Origin of the sequence: Legionella pneumophila subsp. pneumophila str. Philadelphia 1, assembly GCF_000008485.1 — a bacterium.
GTDB classification, from domain to species: Bacteria; Pseudomonadota; Gammaproteobacteria; order Legionellales; family Legionellaceae; genus Legionella; species Legionella pneumophila.
The window spans coordinates 2,016,660-2,038,369 of sequence record NC_002942.5; the positions used below are offsets into that span (position 1 = coordinate 2,016,660).

Sequence of the window (21,710 nt, forward strand, 5' to 3'; positions counted from 1 at the left end):
TACATGAATAGGTTTGCATATTTAATCATACTAATCATTTTGTATTTTCCATTGTTTGCTCAGGACAAAAAGGCCGGGCTGCTTGAGATTGATGGTATAAAAGGAAAAGTTCTTGCTAATGTGGAAACTCGTTTAGGTGAATTGAGCCAAATTAAACCTTTAAGCCAATTTACCCCAACTGAACTTCAAGACCAAATTAATAAAGCCATTCAACCATTTGGATATTTCAATGCGGAAACCAGTATTAATAACCTCAACAATAAAATAATAATAAAAGTTCAACCTGGGTCTCAAATTCGTATTGCCTCCATTAAAGCGATGCTAACAGGAGAGGGAGCACAAAATCCATTATTACGAAAAACTCTGAAAGAGTTACCTCTGCATATTGGAGATCCTCTGTTTTCAGAACAATACGAAAAAGCAAAACAAAATATTATAAATACCGCAGAAAATATGGGATATTTACACGGCGTATTTAAAAAAGCTGAAATATTGATAGATGAACACAAAAAATCGGCTCAAATCACCCTGATTTTTGATACGGGGCCCCAATACTATTTTGGCCAGGTGCAATTTGACCCAACCTATATTTCTCCTCAGCTATTACATCGTTTCGTACCATTTGATCCTGGCCAACCTTATGCCACAGATCAAGTTTTGAAATTGAATGATTATTTATCGAACAGCGGTTACTTTAGTTCTGTACTGGTAAAACCCCAAATTACTGACGCCCAAACAGTACCGGTCATTGTTCATTTGCAACCTGTACCTAAATATTCCTATTCATTTGGCCTTGGCTATGGAACAGACACAGGAGTGCGTGGAAAAGCAGCTCTTCATGTGATTCCAGTCAATCGCCAAGGACATAAGTTTAATGCCGTAGCGCAAGGCTCTTTCAGGCAAAACGCCTTACAAGCCCAATATGTAATCCCCGGAAAAAACCCTGTTACCGATCAATATGCCTTGACCGGTAATTTTTCAAATTTAAACTATAATGCAGGTTATAGTAATGCTACTCTCTTATCCCTGAGCCAATTGCATAATGTGAATCAATTTCAAAGAGCGCTTTCACTGAATGCTCTGTATGAAAGTTTTCATTACTCTCTACAACCCAATACGGATCAGTTTTTGCTCTACCCCAAAGCCAATATCACTTTCAGTAAAACTAAAAATCTCTTGTTTTCGCCATCAGGGTATAATATTACTTTTAACGCGCTTGGGGCGAATAAGGCTGTCCTCTCCCATCTGAACTTTGGACAACTTTCACTGGATGCCAAAGCCGCGCTCACATTGGATTCACTGCATTTGCGCCTGTATGGGCATACCATCCAAGGTATTACAGCAATCAATGATATCAATGAATTACCGCTTTCCCTGGCATTACTTCTGGGAGGAACTGACAACCTTAAAGCCTATAGTTTTAACTCTATCGGACCAGGAAAAATTATCACTTATGGTGGCTTTGAAATTCAAAAAGAATTCAAAAAAAACTGGTATCTTGTTGGATTTTACGATGCTGGAGATGTTTACAATCCATCCGTTAAAAACATTCAATACGATATTGGAGGCGGTCTGATGTGGGTTTCCCCTATTGGGCCAATTAAAGTTGGATTAGCCCAATCAGTCGATAATAAGATGGAGAGAATAGGACACAATCCAAGATTGGTTATCAGTATGGGACCAGACTTATGATGATATTAAAATTTATAAAAAAAGGATTTTACTACTGCTTAATAACAGCAATATGTCTGGTTAGTTTGATTATCTTTTTGATTTCAACTACCCCGGGGCTATATGCAGTAATTAAATTAACTCATTTATATCTTCCTGGCACTCTTAAAATACACCATCTTAAAGGACAATTACTTGACCAATTTTCTATTGGTGAAATGGAATATCAACATCAAGACACTAAAATAAAAATTTTTAACCTGGCGGTTAACTGGCGTTTCAGCTCATTGCTTCGCAAAAAATTGCCTATTGATAGCATGAGTGCTGAAAAGATTGAAATAAATCAAAAGACGCCCATACTGATACTAAAAAATATCAAATTAAGCGGTTATTTAAATCAACAATTAATTAAACTGAATACACTGCAATTTAATTATTGGAATCAATTGATTACCAGCCAATTAGAAGTTAGCAACTCATTTCCTCATGCATTTTCAGGAAAAATTCGTTTAAACCCACATTCTACAAATAAGAATATATTCTCAGGAGGGGTAGACATTGGCGGTAATCGGAATCAAACTCAATGGGGAGGAGAATTTGAAGGTCCTGGAAAAATAACAATTAACGGCAGTCTTCAACAGTTAAAACAAATAAAACAAATCATAAAATGGCGTGACTTACATTGGCAAGACAATAAAAATCACAATTTAAAAAGCTCGCAAGGAAGAATTGAGGTATCGGGAACAATTCCAAATTTAGCTATCGACTTAAAATCCAAACTTGGCATAGATCAATTAAAAAATTGGCAAATGAACGCTTCGATTAAGGGCAAGCTGCCTTGGCAATGGAGTGTCAATGCTACGTTCTCTCAACCATTAGATTTCTCATCAAAACTTGATGGTTTATATACAAAATTTGCTTTGAAAATGGAAACTCAAAGTGACCATCATGCCAACTTTCTGATCACGATTGCTCCAGGCCATTATCAAATGACAGAAAACAATCTGATGCCGTTAATTCAGTTTACTGGCGGCAATATTAAAGGCTCTCTTTCCCCAAAACAATTCAGTGGACAAGGAGTTCTCTTTCTAGATGCATATAAAAAAGTCAATTTCAATTTTAAATTCCCGGAGTTTAATGTCTACCAAGATATAGCGCAGCAAACAATCGATGCGAAACTATCCATTCTTTTTAACTCCCTGGATTTTTTGCAAAATGTCAGTCCTTATTTCATGAATCCCAAAGGACAACTTCTTGCCTCCATTCATGCAAAGGGAACTTTAAATAAACCAAGAATTGAAAGTAAACTCACTTTAAACAAAGGCTCAGTGAACATCCCTACTTTAGGCCTCAATATAACTGATATGGGATTAGCTGTTTTTAGCAAAAAAGATGGATGGGAAGCAACTGGCTCCATTCATTCATCTGAAAAAAAACTAACCCTAAAAGGACAAGGTAGTTTCAATAAGGAACTTGGTGGAACTGTTTCAATAGAAGGTTCTAATTTTCCGGTTGCAAACACTAAGGAATTTCAGGTTAATATATCTCCACAGTTAAATGTGCGCTTTACTCCATCACTATGTCAAATCACTGGAACCATCCAAATTCCTAATGCCCATATAAAACCACAAACGTTTACCAATAGTCTTGTGGCTACAGATGATATTGTATTTACGAGTAAGAATACTCAACCGATTACCCCACTCTTTAATACCAACATGTCGGTACGAGTTGAAATGGGAGAAGAAGTTGAACTGACCTTTAAGGGATTGCATGCTTATTTGGCGGGTATAGTTACAATCAATCAATTATCGCAAGGACCCATAACGGCAAATGGTGAGTTAGCTGTCAAAAAAGGAGAATATAAAGCCTATGGCCAGGATTTATCTATTGAACAAGGACAATTAATTTTTACAGGCGGTAGAATTGATAACCCAGAAATTAATCTAAGAGCATCGAAGAATATATCCAATTCATTTGGTAGTGTATCAGGATCCTCTGAGCTGTTTAATTTTAATAATTATAATAACCTCAATGTTGGCAACAATTTTAATGTTGGGGTCGAAGTAGCTGGACGATTACAATCGCCTAAAATTCAATTATTCTCTAACCCTCCAACACTTTCTCAAGCAGATATCCTATCTTTTCTTGTAATTGGCCGCCCAGCCAATCAAGCAGATAAGGCAAAAGGCCAATTACTTTTAACAGCTATTTCCTCGATGAACTTAGGAACAGGAACTAATGGAACCCAACTGCTGGAGCAATTAAAACAAAAATTAGGATTCGATTTTAACGTACAAACGACAACCAATTTTAATCAGCAAACCAATAAAATCAGTGAATCAACCGGCGTTGTGGTTGGAAAATCTCTTTCGGATCGAATTTATTTAAGTTATAACGTCGGTTTATCTCAAACCGATCCTAACGTATTAACCTTAAAATACATACTAAATAAATTTTTAAGCATTCAGGTAAGCAGCAGTGATTCAGGTAATGGCGTCGATGTCCTGTATACTAAAAGCTCGTCATCGCCGAAAAAAACAAAGCCTGACAAATAAAACATTAATCCATATTGTCTAAGGATGTAATAAATGAATGAATATAATTTGCCTTTGAGGTTATCTCGTTTAAGAAAAAATGCTATGTCGAGAGCATTAGTAAGAGAGACCAGGCTGCACGCACAACAACTGATTGCTCCATTGTTTATTAGTGAATATTTAACTGAACCAAAAGAAATCGGCGCTATGCCAGGCCAATTTCAACTCGGCCTCAATTGTATCCCTGAAGAAATCGAAATTTTATCAAAATCAGGCATCCCTGCAGTCATCTTATTCGGTATCCCTAAGCATAAGGATGCTTATGGCAGTGAATCATTTAATAGTAATGGAATCATTCAACAGGCTATAAAAAAAATAAAATCTGTTAATAGTGACATGTTAGTTATCACCGATCTTTGCTTTTGCGAATATACCGATCATGGTCATTGCGGGGTTCTGAATGGGACTCAAATTAATATTGCTGCCACTTTAGAGTTGTTAGGAAAACAGGCGGTAAGTCATGCTGAAGCAGGTGCTGACTGGGTAGCACCCAGTGGCATGACAGACGGAATGGTTTTAGCTATACGCCAAGCCCTGGATCATGCTTCATTTCATGAAATTCCTATTTTAAGTTATAGTGCCAAATATTGCTCGTGCCTTTATGGGCCTTTTAGAGAGGCAGCGCAGGGTGCACCACAGTTTGGCGATAGGAAAGCGTATCAAATGGATCCGGCAAATAGTGAGGAAGCTGTAAGGGAAACCCGATTAGATCTGGAAGAAGGCGCAGATATGATTATGGTTAAACCAGCCGGTTTTTATCTTGATATTATTTATAAACTTAAACAACATTTTGCTGATGTACCGCTTTGTGCCTATCAGGTCAGCGGTGAATATTCGATGATAAAAAATGCAGCAAAAAATAATCTAATCAATGAAGAACAAGCAATGACTGAAAGTCTCATTGCGATTAAACGTGCTGGCGCTGATTTTATTATTTCTTATTTTGCTAAAGGCATGGCTGAGTTATTAAACTCTCAAAATTTTATTTAATTATGAGTCAAATAAATCAAATCAAGAACTATAAAACGACTATATAAAGAGAAAGACTTGCCTCATCTATAACAAATCTCATATAGTAAATGGGATTGGCATTGCCTAATCAACTACAATCTAGAAGGAGAAATCAATGAATTTAATGCTTAAAGGTTTATCGGCCTTAGCAATTAGTCTCGGTGCTGCAACAACTTTTGCAGCTCCAGCTTATTTAACAACCCATAACAGAACTGGTGAAGAATCCAATGCCTACATAGCAGGCAGCATCCCCTCTCTTTACCCAACAGCAGCTTACTCTACCAATCAAGTGTATTGGAATTTAGTGAGATTGGCTTGCTATGGACATACAACTAATGGTCAATGCCCTGCCTTAATTAAAATGGCAACCAATACAGCTAACCCAATTGATATCGGATACGTTACCATGGATCTGAATACTGGCGATATTACTCCCAAGACGCTATCGGCTAAAGGCTATTCGCTGAGAGTAATAGGACCTGGAGAGGCTGAAATTACTAAAAACTAGTCAATTGTCTCCATTTGTTTTGAATAGCTTATGTAGGTTGAACGCTAATACAACCTACATAATCAATACATGTAAATACTTACGTTTATCTTAATTAAGATTAATTATCTCAGCACACGATTATCTAAACGTTATTTATCCCGACACACATAAAACTAACAGGGCTTATACAAAACCCCAAGGTCAGTGCAAAAAATATTTCCTAATTTTAGCGAAGAGATTGGGATTTTTCATAAGTTCTGACTAATAAAAAAGCCACGCATATCACGTGGCTTCTAACAAGGTCAAGAGAAAGCTTTATTTAGTCGGTGCTGGAGGTTCTTTATCAATAGTCCAAGTTGCTTGCACACCTACTAAATTGGCACCTGCAGTTCCAGATGCTGTAACGTTATATCTGGTTGTTGCAGTAAACGCATCAGTCCTGTTAATAACTGGATCACTTGAAGTAAATAAATGGGTATATCCGATATCGAGACCGATATTATTCGTTGCCTGATAATGAGCGCCAGCAGATAAAGCCCAACGATCTGTATCCGGTAAACGCACGTCTCTGTCAATATTGTTCGTAGGTGTTGGATCATAACCACCGCCCACACGAAGCATTAATTTATCATTAACATGATAATTGGCACCAATCGCTACCCGCAAAGTATCGTTATAATTCTGCGGTGATATGCTTATCGCCTTGGCTTGGGAAACATTTCCATTATCCGCTGGTCTTCCGGCAGCTGCATTAGAGAGTTGTACTGTTTTATAACTACTCCATGCAGTATAAACTAAAGAGCCTAACAGTGCAAGTTTGTCATTGACATCATGATAAGCACTAATAGTCACTACATCAGGAAAATCAATTGAGTTACTAAATAAATCATCGCTTTGAAATATGCCAGGTGCCGGGAACAAAAATGGCGCTAATATATTACCTGGACTTGCCAATGGCCCTGTTAGACGACTGTAGCCATAGAATTCATGCCGCATTGATGACTGATAGTTTGCACCGAGACGAGTATGATTATCGTTAAACATGCCCAGAACACCCACATGAAAACCTACTCCAAAAGAGTGTCCTTTATTGTAAGTCAGTGAATCGGCTAACATGGGGTTAAAAGGTGGCAAAACATTCAGTATGTTAGGTACTCCAAGTATACGATTGTATTTAACTCTAGCATATTGCAAATCCAAACCAGCCCCCAAAGCAACGTGCTCTGTTAATCTACCACCAATTTCGGGTGATATATTGGTGGTAATTAACTCAGTAAAAGTGGCTTGATAGCGCACTGGAGAATCTGGGCCCCAATCTGTTGCCAATCCAAATGGTGATACAACACTTAACCCAAACGTAGCATTTTCACCCAATGGCAAGGCATAATGAAACGAGGGCACAAAAGCATCCTCAGCCCCATTGATATTATTGAAAACCTCAGAATAAACAAAAGAAGGGAAAGGGGGCGGATTAATTGTTGAGTAAGTACTAACTCCGCTTAACTTGGCAGTTGGGAATACACCGACACCTGCAAATACAGCTTGCTGATCGCGGATTAATACCAAACCTGCTGGATTATACCAACCTGTAGAAGCATCCGCTGCTTCAGCAGCCACACCGGCAGCGAAGTTACCTGTTGTATATCCAGCTCCTTCGGTATACAAAGAAAATCCACCTGCGTTTAATGTACCAGTAGCTAGAACTCCGAGAACAGCAGTACTCACTAGCGTTCTTAAGGGTTTGTGCCTAATTTTCACTCCACACTCCTTTCGTTTAATAACATCCCAATTCATGGTAATAAAAATGATAATAAATGAATTTATAATGATTTAAAACGGTAAAAAAAAATTATTTCCTATTTTCTTAAATTTTTATAAAAGTTTTAATCATAATGAGTTAATCAAGTTAATTATGGTAAAATCAAAGGCATATGATAAATTTTTATTCGAGCCTACCTTTCCCAACCCATGCTTTGTAGACTCAACTCGTGACTTGGGTTGTCTTGAGAAAAATCTTTTTTAAATTGGGGCTTAATCTACTTGTACAAATACTTTAGTCCATGCTAAGGTGTATTAATTTTGAGCGGAATACTAATCATGCAACAAGTAGTCATCAAATTTGGCGGCACTAGTGTTTCAACCAGAGCCACTTGGAATAATATTGCTGCAATTACCCAAAAACATCTGAACACAGGTGTTCAGCCCGTTATAGTCTGTTCTGCTTTAACTCAAATTTCCAACAAACTTGAAAAAGCCATAGAGGCAGCCCTTCTTGACGAGCATCATAGCCTTTTCAATGACATTCAGAGCAGTCACCTGAATCTGGCAGAACAATTAGAAGTAAACCATCAATTAATTGCTAATGATTTGCACCAATTACAGCAATGGCTAACCGGGATCTCCTTACTCAAACAAGCACCTGCAAAAACACATGCGCAAATTTTAAGTTTGGGTGAGCTGATGATGACCCGCCTGGGCCATGCCTTTCTTGAAAAACAAGGGATTAAAGTAAAATGGTATGATGCCAGAGAATTGTTAACAAGCACACCAACCCTTGGTGGAGAAACAATGAACTATCTCTCTGCCCGTTGTGAGAGTGAATACGACTCGGCATTGGTAGAAAAATTTCTCTCCAGTGGGGCTCAAGCCATTATTACCCAAGGTTTTTTTGCTGCCAATCCTCATGGTGAAACCGTTTTGCTTGGTCGAGGAGGCTCTGATACTTCAGCAGCACTACTTGCGGGAAAACTACAGGCCGCTTCTTGTGAAATATGGACTGATGTCCCAGGCATTTATACCGCCAACCCGCATCAATTACCCCACGCCCGATTATTAAAGCAATTAAATTATGATGAAGCTCAGGAAATTGCCTCAATGGGGGCCAAAGTTTTACACCCCAATTGCATACCACCTGTTCGAAAAGCCAATATCCCTATGGTAGTCAAATACACTCACCTGCCTGAACATTCAGGAACATTGATTACCAAAGACATTGATGAATCGGCACCCTTAATAAAATCCATCCAGGTTAAGCACAGCATACTGCTAATTTCTATAGACACTTTGAATATGTGGCAACAAGTAGGATTTCTGGCTGATGTATTTGCCGCCTTTAAAAAGCATGGGTTTTCAGTTGATTTGCTTTCTTCTTCTGAATTCAATGTCACCCTATCCCTGGATGTTAATGCCAAAATACATGATAGACCAGCAATTAATGCCTTGCTCGACGATTTAAACCAATTTGGACGCGCCAAACTGATAGAACCCTGTAGTGCTGTCAGTTTGGTAGGACATCACATCCGAACTGTATTACCTCATCTTGGCCCGGCTTTGGAAGTATTTGAGGCAAAACAAGTATACCTGATGTCTCTGGCCTCGAATGACCTTAATTTGACTTTTGTTGTTGATGAATCACATGCCGATAAATTATGCCAAAGATTGCATCATCTACTAATCGAAAGTAATCCTCAAATCTTTTATTACTCCAAAAGCTGGCATGAAGAATTTGGCAAACCCAATGTTCGCCCAACACCTTGGTGGGAAATTGAAAGAGACCGCTTGCTTACAACCAGCGCAATACATTCTCCTTGTTATGTTTACCATAGTCCCACCCAGGCAACTCGTGCAAGACAATTATCTGCTCTGGAATCAATTGATAGCTTGTTTTACGCTATTAAAGCGAATCCATTCCCAACCATTTTAAAAACTCTGGAAAAAGAAGGGATAGGTTTTGAATGCGTTTCTATTCAGGAATTGGAATTGGTGTTAAAACTGTTTCCCAATATTAAAAAAGAAAGAATTTTATTCACACCCAATTTCGCTCCCAAATCCGAGTATGAATTTGCTTTGCAAACGGGCTGTTATGTGACTATTGATAGCTTATACCCTTTGGAAAATTGGCCTGACTTGTTTAAAGACCGCGAAGTAATCGTTCGCATAGATCCTGGTACAGGAGCTGGCCATCACAAGCACGTTTCTACTGGTGGAAATGAATCCAAATTTGGTATAACACAAAATGACATAAGCAAGATTCTATCACTTACCAAAGTCAACCACATTAAGGTCATAGGCTTACATGCTCATTCTGGTAGTGGCATACTCTCAACGGATTTATGGCAACAAACTGCCGTGATGCTTGCCTCCCTAACCGATCAATTTCCTGAAGTGCGTTCAATTAATTTAGGTGGCGGTCTAGGTATTGTAGAAAAACCGGGCCAACATCCCATTGATTTTGCTGCGCTTGACGCGCAATTAATGGCAGTAAAATCTCAATATCCAGGATTAGCAATCTGGCTTGAACCAGGTCGCTTCTTTGTAGCTGAAAGTGGTGTCATTCTTGCCAAAGTAACGCAATGCAAAGAAAAAGGAAAAGTAAAATTTATTGGTATTGAAACAGGAATGAACTCATTGATAAGGCCTTCCTTATATGGTGCGTATCATGAAATTGTCAATTTAACTCGACTACATGAAGAAAAGGCCGGGTTTGCTCATATAGTTGGCCCAATCTGTGAGTCGGGAGATACATTGGGTTATGACCGCTTATTACCAGTTACCAGAGAAGGCGATGTGATATTAATTGCAAACACTGGAGCCTATGGTCACTGTATGAGTTCACACTACAATTTAAGACCACCTGCTCAGGAAATAGTTCTGGAATAATGGCATGCGGTTAATTGATAGTGAACAAAGGAGCCAAGCGACAGATCCTGCTGAATCATTTATAGTCCAGGCTCCTGCCGGGTCAGGAAAAACAGAGATTCTTACCCAACGCTTTTTACGTTTGCTAAGCACTGTGCAGTCTCCTGAACAAATTATCGCCTTGACTTTTACCCGCAAAGCAGCAAGTGAAATGAGAGAACGAATCGTTCAGGCATTACATATGGCCGCGTCAAATCAACCGGCTGTCAGCGCTCATCAACAAAGCACTTTAAATTTTGCAAAACAGGCTTTACAGCGAAATAATCAATATCAGTGGGATTTACTTGAGCAACCAAATCGCTTAAAAATCATAACCATTGATTCATTGTGCCAAAGCATTAACAGGGCAATTCCTTTATTGGAAAAACAGGTGGCTTATCCAGACATTTCCGAGACACCCGATTCTCATTATATTAGTGCTGCACGTTGTTGTATCCAGTATGCTATTGCTACGCCAGAGTACCAGGAAGCAATTAAAACCTTGCTTCTTCATGTTGATAATAAACAGGAACGATTAATTCAATTATTCCAGGCACTTCTTAGCCAAAGAGATCAATGGTTGCCGACATTATTTCTGGCACGTGAACAAGAAAAGTCAACTTTTGAGCAAGCTTTACGCCTTATTGAACAGCATGAACTCTCTCGTCTAAGAAATAGCCTGCCATCGGACTTGGCTCAAGAACTAGTGCTTTTGTCGCGTGAATTAGCCGTTATAGAAAACAAACCTGATTCACCACGATTTATATTAAGAGAATGGTATGAGTTTCAAAAATGCGATCAGCAAATTGCAGGTGCTTTAAGCAAATTACTCTTAACTAGTGACAATCAATTGCGTAAATCGTTTGATCATCATGTGGGATTAGTTAAAAAAAATTGTGCACCAAATGAATTTACCAGAATAAAAACAGCCAGTTCAGATTTGTTTGCTAAACTTCAAGATTGTCCTGATTTCCTGGACGCGCTCCTTAAGGTCAATCAATTACCAACTCCTGAATACGACAAAGAGCAATGGGACGTTTTGCAAGCACTCTTTTTGTTACTGCCATTATTGGTTGGACATTTACAAGTTTCATTTGGTGAACATAACGAAGTTGATTTTACTGCCATCTCTCAACAAGCCTTGGCAGCTTTGGGTGATTTGGATAATCCGACTGATTTGGCACTCTATCTGGATCATTCAATTCATCATCTTCTAATAGATGAGTTTCAAGATACCTCCATTACACAATTTGAATTACTTACCAAGTTAGTCCAAGGATGGTTACCTGGAGAGGGAAAAACCTTATTCCTTGTAGGCGATCCTATGCAATCCATCTACCGTTTCAGACAGGCTGAAGTTGGATTGTTTTTTCAGGCGAAAGAGCATGGCATAGGACCAGTTCGCCTCAAATCATTGGAACTAAGATGTAATTTCCGTTCGACAGAAACAATAGTTAATTGGGTAAATGATCATTTCAGTAAAATATTTTCTCAACAAGTTGATATCGAATCAGGAGCAGTATCTTTCCATCCTTCTGTTCATGTCATCGAGAAGAATGAATCAAGCACTATTCAGGCCGTGCAATTTAAAAATCGTGAACAGGAAGCAAGGCATTTAATTGAAATAATTAATAGTGAATTAAACCGCAACCCTGAACAAACTATCGCAGTTTTAGTGAGGACAAGAACGCAACTCCCTGAAATCATTAGCCTACTTCGCCAAAATAATATCCCTTATCAGGGAACAGACATCGATTTACTAGCCAATTTAGTGCATTTACGTGACGTCTGGTCACTTGCTCATGCCCTGCTTTTCCCAGGAAATCGATTGTCCTGGTTATCGATACTCCACAGCCCTTATGTTGGATTGGGATTATCTGACATCCACTGCATAGCCCAATATAATTCAAGAAAATCAATTTATCACAATTTGCTCCATTTAGATAAAATTCAGGATATAAGTGAAGAAGGCAGGATTAGAGCCAATTTTTTTATTCAAATCATGAACCAGGCTTTGTTATGTCGATCACATAGTCGTCTATCTGATTGGATAGCGGATACCTTAAAAAATCTTCATGTAGAAAAGATCCTTGATAAAGCTCAGTTAAATGATCTGGAGCAATTATGGATGTTATTAGACCAATATGAAAAAGAAGGTCGAATTCCTGATATGAACGAATTTTTAAATGAATTCAATAAATTGTATGCCCAACAAACCACCCCTTCCCGGTTACAAATCATGACTATTCATAAATCCAAAGGACTGGAATTCGATACGGTTATTCTACCTGGCCTTGGGTCACAAGCAAATCGTGGTGAATCTCCCATGTTGCGCTGGCTTAAGCTGCCTACCCAAGACCATGGCAACTTGTTACTGGTATCACCCATAAAAAGTGCAAACCAGGATAATTGCCCTTTGTACGATTATCTGGATCAATTGGATGAAGAAAAATCCGCCTATGAGGCGCAAAGATTACTTTATGTTGCTGTTACCCGGGCAAAATCAAGATTATATTTGCTTGATCATTCGGCAAAATCCTATAAATCTTCCTTTCGAAACTTATTAAAATACCAGGAATTCATTGCAGATCCTGACGAAGCCCAACATGAAGAACAAGAATTCCCTCTGCCGAAATTAGTCAAACTACCTATAGAGTATTATCAAAAACAGATTCCCAGTTTAGTTCAATCTCAAGAGAGTTCATGCCCAGAGATATCTTCGGGTATTCCTCGGCTAATAGGCATTGTGTCCCATCAACTATTACAATGGATTTGTGATAACCATCCCCAAACAATTAATCATGTGCCATGGAACTTGGTACATAATGAACTTAAAGCATTAGGATTAAACCAGGAAGCCCAACAAACTGCTCTATCAATGATAAAAATCCAAATTTCTCAAATGTATGAAAATAAAATTGGCCTCTGGATTTTATCCAGACATGAAAATGAACAAAATGAATATGAGCTTCTGGTTGAGTATGAAAATAAATTGGTTACCCGTATTATCGATCGTACTTTTACTGAAAATGGCACACAATGGATCATTGATTTTAAAACCGGGAAAGAAGATATAAACACCTTACAGAAGCATCGCCAACAATTAAATGAGTACGGGCGCTATCTGTCAGATTGCACAAAATTCCCAATTCGATGTGGATTGTATTATCTTGCAAATGGACATTGGATTGATTGGCAGTATAAAATGAGCGCTTAAAAACACAGCAGCTATGCAATTGCCCAATAAAATCAAATGACATTATCTTAAGCTATTCGTCTTACTCATCAGAAAAGCTATACCCAAAATACATTTCTCTCAAGTAGATGCATTCATCAACCCAGCAAAAACGAATAGTAATGGTACTAGTGATTAGCCGAGACCTAAGTTATCATTACCTATTTATTTTCATACCAGGCTAAAAAATGACTATTGAAGATACAGTAATTAAGTTAATTGGCTCATTAAAGGATCCTTTGCTTGATCTTACTGGCAAAGAAATGAATCTACAGTACAAAATAACAACTAGCAACCAGGCTATGCATGTTGTCTTGACTGCCGGATATCCTACCTCTTTGTTAGAAACGAGCTATAAACCAATAGTACAGAAAATAGTTCAAGATGAATTCCCCAATTACCAAGTTACTATTTCTATTCAGCAGTTCATAAAAGCGCATAAAACTCAGTTGACAGGCAAAGCCCTGCGAGGAGTAAAGAATACTATCGCAGTGGCCTCTGGCAAAGGAGGGGTCGGAAAGTCTACTGTCACAGTAAATCTTGCAGCAGCATTGGCAAAACTGGGTGCTCGAGTCGGCATTTTGGATGCGGATATTTATGGACCAAGCATACCATTGATGCTTGGTGAAACAAAACCTGTACAAGTAAAAGATAATTGCTACATACCGGTTGAAGCTCATGGCATGCAGGCCATGTCTATTGGCTACTTGACCGATACAAACCAGGCATTAATTTGGAGAGGTCCTATGCTCGCCAAGTCTTTAATCCAAATGTTAGACATCACTCTTTGGAATGAATTGGATTATTTATTCATAGATCTACCACCTGGCACTGGAGATATTCAACTCACTTTGGTACAAAAAATTCCTTTAACCTCTGCCATAGTAGTTACTACTCCTCAAAATGTCGCAACTTTAGATGCCCAAAAGGCAATAACCATGTTTTCCAGAACAGGCATTGACGTACTTGGAATAATAGAAAATATGTCCACCCACATTTGTAGCCATTGTGGTCATCAAGAAGCAATCTTTGGTAGAGGTGGTGCAGCTGCGCTGTGTGACGCATATCAATGTACATTATTAGGTCAACTGCCGCTGGACAGCCATGTACGTAGACATTGCGATGAGGGAGTTCCCACGGCAACACATTCATCAAATCAATTAACTGACACCTTTATTAAAACAGCGATGCGAACTGCAATTGAGCTCAGCAAGAAACCCATAAACTATGCTGACAGATTTCCAAAGATAGTTGTGGAATAGAAGTAATAGCTTCTCTACTATGTATTATTCCCTTCAGATGAGTATATAATACATAAAAATTGAGTTTGCCACCTCAAAGATAACCAAGCTCACAAAAAACAAAAATAAAAATGTCATGATTAGATTATTAATAATAACAATCAGTGTATTATGTTCGGGACTTACGATAGCCAAATCAAGTTACCAAATTGATTTAATACTCTTTGCACAACCACAAAACGGTGTTAAAAGCATAAAATCAGATTCGCCTGTTCCCCTCATTCCTGTCAGTCCAAATGCTATTCAACTGCATTCGGATAATAATAAAAAACATATGCCTTACACTCTTCTACCGCGATCGCAATCAAAACTAAGTGATCAACATTATCTTTTAAGCCGTAAATCCCAATTTCAAATCCTGGGTCATTATTCCTGGAGACAACCAGCGAAAAGTGACAGTTTGGTTGCGCTACCTAAAATCAACCATAATGGATGGCAAATTCAAGGTACCCTCAAAGTGCGTCAAAGTAATTACTATCTATTTGATGCTGACCTGCAGTGTTTGTCTCCAGGTAATCAGGAGACTTCTTTTACTGTTTCGCAAAAACAACGCTTAAAAGGAAGCACAATTTATTATCTTGATCATCCTCAGTTAGGAATGCTAGTTAAAATTCATAAAATAGCTTCATGAAAGCTCATCCAGCTAAGCAGGAATTTACGTATAATTTATAATAATTTCTATGCTAATTTGGATTGAACATTTTTTGTTATTAATTCAGCAATTGCATTAAAACAAACTTGTCGTGGCGTTCCTGCTCGCCAAAATAACCCCAAGATACGAGAGGGTGCCGGCTCAGAAAAAGGAATACATTTTAAATGATTAGTTGAGGCAGTTAGTGTAGACAAAGCGGGCAGTAAAGTGACGCCCATTCCAGCTTGTACCATTAATCTCAAGGTTTCCAAACTGGTGGCAGTAAAATCTGCAATGTCGTCAGCTTTCGCTGATTGGCATACGGCCATGGCTTGCTCCCTCAGGCAATGCCCTTCTTCTAGCAACATAATCGGCTGATTTTTTAAATCATTGATATTAACTGATTTGGCTTGGGCCAAAGGATGAGTATTTGCGCAAGCAAAATAGAACTTTTCTTCATATAAAGTTTGACATGAAAAACGCTTATCTATTGGAAGTGCCATGATAGCAACATCCAGTTCTCCTTGCTCCAATTTAGTAATTAGCCTATGAGTTTGATCCTCTATTAACCAAACTTTCAGGCGAGGGTACTCATTTTTAAGTTCGGGCATTACCAAGGGCAACATGTAAGGCGATACGGTAGGTATAACCCCCAAACGCAATTCACCTGTAAATAGATCTTCCGACTGACGAGCAAGTTCTTTCATTTCATCAATCAGGATTAATATTTTTCTAGTTCGATCTAATAATTTGGAGCCTTGATCAGTCAGTAAAACCTGTTTGTTGGTACGCTCAAATAACACAACACCTAATTCTTCTTCCAGCTTTTTTATTTGCATACTCAAAGTGGGTTGACTTACAAAACACCTCTTAGCGGCTTCACCAAAATGCTTTACATCTGCCAGGATGACAAAATAATGTAAATCTCTTAAATTCATAATTTCTCAATAATAAAAAATCTATTGTGACATAAATTACAAATCTGCAGTATAGAAATCATTTTTCAAATTTTACAAAATACATACAGAATTATTGATTCCAATGTAATAGCAAATATAATTCATGAAGAAATAAAAGGTATTGCAGATTATAAATTTACACAAACATAACAATGCTATATATTCCATCAATTTCAACATAATACAAACTACTTTGAACAATTTATCGGCTATTAAGAAATCAAAAATCACCATTTGGTTGGTAGGAGTATTTTTTTTATTATTCCAATTCTTCTTGCAACTATCCTCGGGGATCATTGTAGGCGCAATAATGCACGAAGAACATATTTCCGCACTCAGCGCAGGACTTTTAAGTAGCGCCTTTTACTATGTCTATACTTCTTTTCAAATTCCTGTCGGGATTCTTTTTGATCGCTACAATACCCGATATTTGTTATCGGTCAATGCAACTCTTTGTGCCATCGGATGTTTTGTATTTGCCTCGGGACATAACCTCCCGACTCTTTTCCTTGGGCGGTTAATTATTGGCGCTGGCTCAGCCTTTGCCTTTATTGGTTTAAGCCATTTGTTACGCCAACATTTTCCCTTAAAACAATACGCTTTTATGATAGGCCTATCAGAAACGTTGGGATTTACTGTTACAGTATTAGGAATGATTGGCATGGGTTCTGTGATCAGCCATTTTGGATGGCGTTATTTTATTAACATAGCAGGAATCATTGGATTCCTGATCGCCAGTTTATGCTGGTTGTGTATCCCCAATAGCAAGCCAGTCGTTTCTTTTCCACATCAATATAAACAACAAATTATCCCCATTCTAAAAAATAAATTAGCCTGGTTTAATGGCCTTTTTGTTTGTCTGGAATTCTCAGTCATTACTGTCTTTGCCGCCATGTGGGCTGTTCCTTTTTTACAATTAAAACTGGATTGCACTATCAAAACAGCCAGTATACTAACTTCAATGGTCTTACTGGGTGCTGGCTTAAGCTGTCCTTTATTGGGTCAAATTTCGGTACATCTCAATAGACGAAAACCGCTGATTCATGCTTCTTGTCTGTCAACTGCGTTATTATTAATACTTGTTTTATATTTACCAACTCAAAATAAGCTATTGATAGGTATTTTAATGTTTTCTATGGGGTTAACCTGTGGTGCTTATATGCTAGCCTATTCAATTTCTAATGAATTGGCCCCACCTGAATTCTTGTCCACTTGTACTGGCTTCACCAATACCTTGGCAATGCTCTCGGCTCCCTTACTTCAACCACTCGTTGGATTTTTTTTAGATGTACTCAGTAACCATAAAAGCCAATACAGCCTGGCTGACTACCAACTGGCCCTTTTGATTGTTCCTTTTGCCATGCTATTGGCAAGCTTATTTACTTGCCTCCTGCCAGAAAAATCAAATTAGACTATCCCAAATTAGTAACCGCTTGTACTGCTGACTCCTTGATTTGCTTAAAAGTTTGTTTGGATATAAAACAAAATCCTTTTGGATTTTCTTCAGAAAAGCCTGCAACTGTTAGAGGAAAATCATCCTCTTGTTTTATGGTATTGACTAATTTTAACTTCAACCTGGGCAAACCCACGCTAAGTAAACATTGATTATCGGTTAGGGTTTTAATGGAAACAAATTGAGACATTTTGACATTATTTCCTGAAGGGTCTCGCCAACCTGCTACCGCAGCCCCCGTTGCATCAGGTTCCTTGAGATTTGCAGAATAAAAACCATTATCATTACTTAATCTGCAAAAAATAGTGCTTATATCATGAGGGGAATTTTGATCCTTGCTAAACCATAATTTGCTGAACCATGCCTTATTACCTGTTACAAACTGTTCTTTATTATCTACTCCCGTTTGCACGTGCCCATTTAATCGACTGGTCTGTACCGCTTGCAACTCTACCCCAGGTCTTAATACCTGTGTTTCAACATCTTTATTATCCTGTTTTAACATATCTACTTTAAAATTAAATCCTTTTGCATTTTCGACTTTCACGCCAAAAATCCAACTGTCATTGATCGGATTGTAGCGCAAAAATGAGCGCCCAACTTGCCAGTTCAACTGAGTGGAGCTATCTATTTTTTCGTTGGCCTCATAAAACAGAATTAACTGGTTGGTTTGGCCGTCAATTAATGCGGTTTTAGCATAAAAATCAGTACCTTGCCTTTGCATCTGAAAAAAATAGCCGTATCGATCACCGCTTTCATTGGTGACCATACCTGTAAATACCCAACTTCCAACGGTTGGTTCATTCGTTTGGGCTACTTTGTCTTCCTCTGGCTCTTCCACTGCAAAAACACTGCCACTTAAAAATAAAAACATGGATAATAGCAATAACCAAATTCGTTTTGGCATCATATTAGTAATAACCTTGTAATTGTTGATGTGACCAAAATGCTTCCCAAAAGGAATCATTCAACTTTGCTTCAACGGGTAAATAATATAATTTATCTGAACTAAATGAATAACATTTTACAGCATCCTTTTCTGTCATTATAACTGGTAGATCGATATCATTTAAATCATGAGGTTTAAATTGATGATGATCGGGATAAGAATATGGATTAAATTTTATACCTAATTGACTTAAAGTAGAATAGAATCGTTGCGGGTTACCAATTCCTGCTACAGCTGCTACTTCAGAAGTAAACAAATCATTACTGACTTCTTCCTGAGTTGACAATCGAACTATGTTTTTAGGAATTAATTCCATAGAATAAGTACCTTCTGCAGCACCTTGATTAACAATAACAAAATCAACTTGTTTTAATCGTGAATCAGGTTCCCTTAATGGTCCAGCGGGTAGACAAAAACCATTACCCAGTTTTCGCATCCCATCTATTACTACAATTTCAATAGATCGCCCCATTTTATAATGTTGCAAGCCATCATCACTGATAATAATTTCAACCGAGTGCTTGTCTAAAAGGTACCTTACTGCTTCATTGCGCTTAGGCGCAATAACCACTGGGCAATTAATTTTTCTTGCCATCATGAGCGGCTCATCGCCTACTAATTCAGCTGAATCATTTAATTTTACTTCGTATGGAAAATGTTTTATTGCTGCTTTGTAACCACGGCTTACAATCCCTACTTTTAAGCCTTTTTGCTGTATTTTTTTAGCAATTTCAATGACCAGAGGCGTCTTGCCTACTCCTCCTACGGTCACGTTTCCCACTACAATAATTGGTATAGGGTACAGCTGTTGGCAGAAACGCTGTAAATACCATCGTCTGGTTCGTATAACAATTCTGTATAACCAGGAAAATGGAACCAGTATCCACTGTAAAAAATGGTTACCATACCATATCCTGTTCACAAAAAATGACATTAAGCTACCACTTCCTCATTAATCCTGCCAAATTGTTGCACTTTATACAACTGAGCGTAATGACCATCCATATCAAGTAATTCTTGATGACTACCTTGCTCAACAATACGACCATGTTGCAATACGATAATCTTGTGAGCATGCTTAATAGTCGACAATCGGTGCGCAATGATTAAAGTAGTTCTACCTTTCATCACTTGCTCCAAAGCCGCCTGAATATAATGCTCAGACTCACTATCCAGAGCTGAAGTCGCCTCATCGAGTATTAAAATTGGAGCATCTTTCAAAATTGCCCTGGCTATCGCTATTCTTTGCCTTTGTCCGCCTGACAACAACACCCCATTTTCTCCGACCCTGGTATCATAGCCATCAGGTAATTGCTTAATAAACTCATCAGCATAGGCCAGTTTAGCCGCAGTAATAATTTGCTCTCGGCTCGCATCAAAACGACCATAGGCTATGTTGTTAGCCAAAGTATCATTAAAAAGTGTCACGTTTTGACTGACCAAGGACATCTGCTTGCGTAAACTTTCCAGACTAAGCTGTTGAATGGGCATGCCATCTAAAGTAATCATACCTTGACTCAATTCATAAAAGCGGGGTAATAAACTGGCTATGGTCGTTTTACCACTTCCTGAATGCCCAACCAGAGCAACAGACGTTCCTGCTTCAATTACAAAATTGACATCATGTAAAATATTTTGACCCTGTCGGTATGCGTGGTATACATGCTTAAACTCAATTTCACCACGTATCTTTTCTTTTAATATCAAACCATTGTTTCTTTCCAAAGGCAAATCAAGCAAATTAAATACACTTTCTGCACCAGCCAAGCCTCTTTGTATGGTTGCGTTAAGAGTAGTCAGAGTTTTCATAGGTTTTATTAATTGCAACATGGCTGCGATAATTGCCAAAAAAGAACCGGCACTGATAGTAATGACAGTAGATAAATGAATGGCAGCCATAATAATCGTGGCAATCCCGATAGCGATCACCAATTGAACGCCTGAAACATTAATCGCCTTGCTTATGGCAACTTTCATATCGTTTTTGCGTGAATATTCTGTTGCTTTATTAAATTTTGTTATTTCATACCGTTCACCACCAAAGATGCGAACCACTCGATAACCCTCGATTGCCTCACTGGCAATTTCTGTGACTTCGCCCATGGTTTTTTGGACTTTGTGACTAATTCGTCTTACTCTTTTATTAGTATAATTAACAATGATTCCCACAAAGGGGATAGTTAATAAAAACATCAAAGACAGCTGCCAACATATAACCATCATAACGGTCAGCAAACCGATGACCAGACATATATTTTGAATAAAATCTGTTAGGGCATCCGCACTGACTTGTGCCACTTGCTCAACATCGTACAAAATTTTTGAAAGAAGCTGACCTGATGTGGCTTCGTCATAATAATCCGCCGGTAAGTGAATAATATGAGAAAATACGGTCTGCCTTAATACTTTAACTACTGAGCGAGCCACCCATGTCATACAATAACTGCCTAAAGAACTGACCAATCCTCTCAGAGTAATACCGATTAAAACAATCAGCGGGATTTGTTTAACAAAATTCAGATCAATAGTAATAAAGCTTTTATCCAAAAAAAGCTTGGTCATATAGGTAAAGCCGGCGTCAATGCCCGAATATAGGATATTCGCCAATACTCCTAATAATAAAACTGGCCAAAAAGGTTTTACATAGCTTAACAAGCGTTTGTATAGCAGACGGGATTTAATAGGGAGGTTATTTTTCATTAATTTAGAAGTTAATCTTGTACGCAAATGTTATGA

General features: G+C 38.2%; 14 protein-coding genes. 9 read left to right on the forward strand and 5 right to left on the reverse strand.

All coding sequences use genetic code 11. The features are described 5' to 3' along the window. Positions 1 to 3 precede the first annotated feature (3 nt). The 4 genes from LPG_RS09060 to LPG_RS09075 all read left to right on the forward strand — a co-directional run bounded on the left by LPG_RS09060 (position 4) and on the right by LPG_RS09075 (position 5,787). Positions 4 to 1,692, forward strand: a complete 1,689-nt coding sequence (locus LPG_RS09060; RefSeq protein WP_010947532.1) for an autotransporter assembly complex protein TamA — start codon at positions 4 to 6, stop codon at positions 1,690 to 1,692. Beyond that, entirely contained in the window at positions 1,689 to 4,229 is a 2,541-nt protein-coding gene (locus tag LPG_RS09065; RefSeq protein ID WP_010947533.1) for a translocation/assembly module TamB domain-containing protein, read from the forward strand. Before LPG_RS09060 ends, LPG_RS09065 begins: the two co-directional genes overlap by 4 nt. A 33-nt stretch (positions 4,230 to 4,262) precedes the next feature. After that, the gene (hemB, locus tag LPG_RS09070; protein WP_010947534.1) at positions 4,263 to 5,258 is read left to right on the forward strand and encodes a porphobilinogen synthase; all 996 of its coding nucleotides are present in this window, start codon (positions 4,263 to 4,265) and stop codon (positions 5,256 to 5,258) included. A 136-nt stretch (positions 5,259 to 5,394) separates the two neighbouring features. Continuing rightward, positions 5,395 to 5,787, forward strand: a complete 393-nt coding sequence (locus LPG_RS09075; protein WP_010947535.1) for a hypothetical protein — start codon at positions 5,395 to 5,397, stop codon at positions 5,785 to 5,787. Between the two features lie 297 nt (positions 5,788 to 6,084). Here LPG_RS09075 and LPG_RS09080 read toward each other — a convergent pair whose 3' ends face one another. Continuing rightward, positions 6,085 to 7,527 carry an OmpP1/FadL family transporter gene (locus tag LPG_RS09080; protein WP_011946743.1) on the reverse strand — a complete coding sequence of 481 codons (1,443 nt, stop codon included), beginning with the start codon at positions 7,525 to 7,527 and terminating at the stop codon, positions 6,085 to 6,087. Between the two features lie 339 nt (positions 7,528 to 7,866). On the opposite strand from LPG_RS09080, the gene LPG_RS09085 reads away from it, so the two are divergent. From LPG_RS09085 to LPG_RS09100, 4 genes are all read left to right on the forward strand, one after another. After that, a complete protein-coding gene (locus tag LPG_RS09085) occupies positions 7,867 to 10,428 on the forward strand; it encodes a bifunctional aspartate kinase/diaminopimelate decarboxylase (RefSeq protein ID WP_011946744.1) in 2,562 nt (853 codons plus the stop codon). A gap of 4 nt (positions 10,429 to 10,432) precedes the next feature. Further along, positions 10,433 to 13,663 (forward strand): UvrD-helicase domain-containing protein, encoded by a 3,231-nt coding sequence (locus LPG_RS09090; RefSeq protein ID WP_010947538.1) that lies wholly within the window; start codon positions 10,433 to 10,435, stop codon positions 13,661 to 13,663. A gap of 206 nt (positions 13,664 to 13,869) precedes the next feature. Beyond that, positions 13,870 to 14,943: an iron-sulfur cluster carrier protein ApbC gene (gene apbC, locus LPG_RS09095; RefSeq protein WP_010947539.1), complete on the forward strand. Its 1,074-nt coding sequence runs from the start codon at positions 13,870 to 13,872 to the stop codon at positions 14,941 to 14,943. 115 nt (positions 14,944 to 15,058) lie between these two features. Next, positions 15,059 to 15,613, forward strand: coding sequence for a CsiV family protein (locus tag LPG_RS09100; RefSeq protein ID WP_010947540.1), 555 nt, complete (start codon positions 15,059 to 15,061; stop codon positions 15,611 to 15,613). Positions 15,614 to 15,660: 47 nt separating this feature from the next. On the opposite strand, the gene LPG_RS09105 is transcribed toward LPG_RS09100, so the two are convergent. Continuing rightward, a complete protein-coding gene (locus LPG_RS09105; RefSeq protein ID WP_010947541.1) occupies positions 15,661 to 16,551 on the reverse strand; it encodes a LysR substrate-binding domain-containing protein in 891 nt (296 codons plus the stop codon). A gap of 259 nt (positions 16,552 to 16,810) precedes the next feature. Between LPG_RS09105 and LPG_RS09110 the strand changes: the two genes are divergently transcribed. Next, the gene (locus LPG_RS09110) at positions 16,811 to 17,983 is read left to right on the forward strand and encodes an MFS transporter (protein ID WP_129329830.1); all 1,173 of its coding nucleotides are present in this window, start codon (positions 16,811 to 16,813) and stop codon (positions 17,981 to 17,983) included. 1 nt (position 17,984) lies between these two features. Here LPG_RS09110 and LPG_RS09115 read toward each other — a convergent pair whose 3' ends face one another. The 3 genes from LPG_RS09115 to msbA are packed head-to-tail and all read right to left on the reverse strand — an operon-like array spanning position 17,985 to position 21,674. Continuing rightward, on the reverse strand, positions 17,985 to 18,935 hold the full coding sequence (locus LPG_RS09115) for a hypothetical protein (RefSeq protein WP_011946746.1): 951 nt from the start codon (positions 18,933 to 18,935) through the stop codon (positions 17,985 to 17,987). Between the two features lies 1 nt (position 18,936). Further along, positions 18,937 to 19,908, reverse strand: coding sequence for a tetraacyldisaccharide 4'-kinase (lpxK, locus tag LPG_RS09120; RefSeq protein WP_010947544.1), 972 nt, complete (start codon positions 19,906 to 19,908; stop codon positions 18,937 to 18,939). Continuing rightward, positions 19,908 to 21,674: a lipid A export permease/ATP-binding protein MsbA gene (msbA, locus tag LPG_RS09125; protein WP_011946747.1), complete on the reverse strand. Its 1,767-nt coding sequence runs from the start codon at positions 21,672 to 21,674 to the stop codon at positions 19,908 to 19,910. Before msbA ends, lpxK begins: the two co-directional genes overlap by 1 nt. Positions 21,675 to 21,710: the final 36 nt, after the last annotated feature.

Bases quoted from the DNA above. Each gene is read 5' to 3' on its own strand.
- LPG_RS09085 (WP_011946744.1), top strand. From the start codon at position 7,867: ATGCAACAAGTAGTCATCAAATTTGGCGGCACTAGTGTTTCAACCAGA.
- LPG_RS09105 (WP_010947541.1), bottom strand. From the start codon at position 16,551: ATGAATTTAAGAGATTTACATTATTTTGTCATCCTGGCAGATGTAAAG.
- LPG_RS09075 (WP_010947535.1), top strand. From the start codon at position 5,395: ATGAATTTAATGCTTAAAGGTTTATCGGCCTTAGCAATTAGTCTCGGT.
- LPG_RS09060 (WP_010947532.1), top strand. From the start codon at position 4: ATGAATAGGTTTGCATATTTAATCATACTAATCATTTTGTATTTTCCA.
- LPG_RS09090 (WP_010947538.1), top strand. From the start codon at position 10,433: ATGCGGTTAATTGATAGTGAACAAAGGAGCCAAGCGACAGATCCTGCT.
- LPG_RS09065 (WP_010947533.1), top strand. From the start codon at position 1,689: ATGATGATATTAAAATTTATAAAAAAAGGATTTTACTACTGCTTAATA.
- LPG_RS09115 (WP_011946746.1), bottom strand. From the start codon at position 18,935: ATGATGCCAAAACGAATTTGGTTATTGCTATTATCCATGTTTTTATTT.
- msbA (WP_011946747.1), bottom strand. From the start codon at position 21,674: ATGAAAAATAACCTCCCTATTAAATCCCGTCTGCTATACAAACGCTTG.
- apbC (WP_010947539.1), top strand. From the start codon at position 13,870: ATGACTATTGAAGATACAGTAATTAAGTTAATTGGCTCATTAAAGGAT.
- hemB (WP_010947534.1), top strand. From the start codon at position 4,263: ATGAATGAATATAATTTGCCTTTGAGGTTATCTCGTTTAAGAAAAAAT.
- LPG_RS09100 (WP_010947540.1), top strand. From the start codon at position 15,059: ATGATTAGATTATTAATAATAACAATCAGTGTATTATGTTCGGGACTT.
- lpxK (WP_010947544.1), bottom strand. From the start codon at position 19,908: ATGTCATTTTTTGTGAACAGGATATGGTATGGTAACCATTTTTTACAG.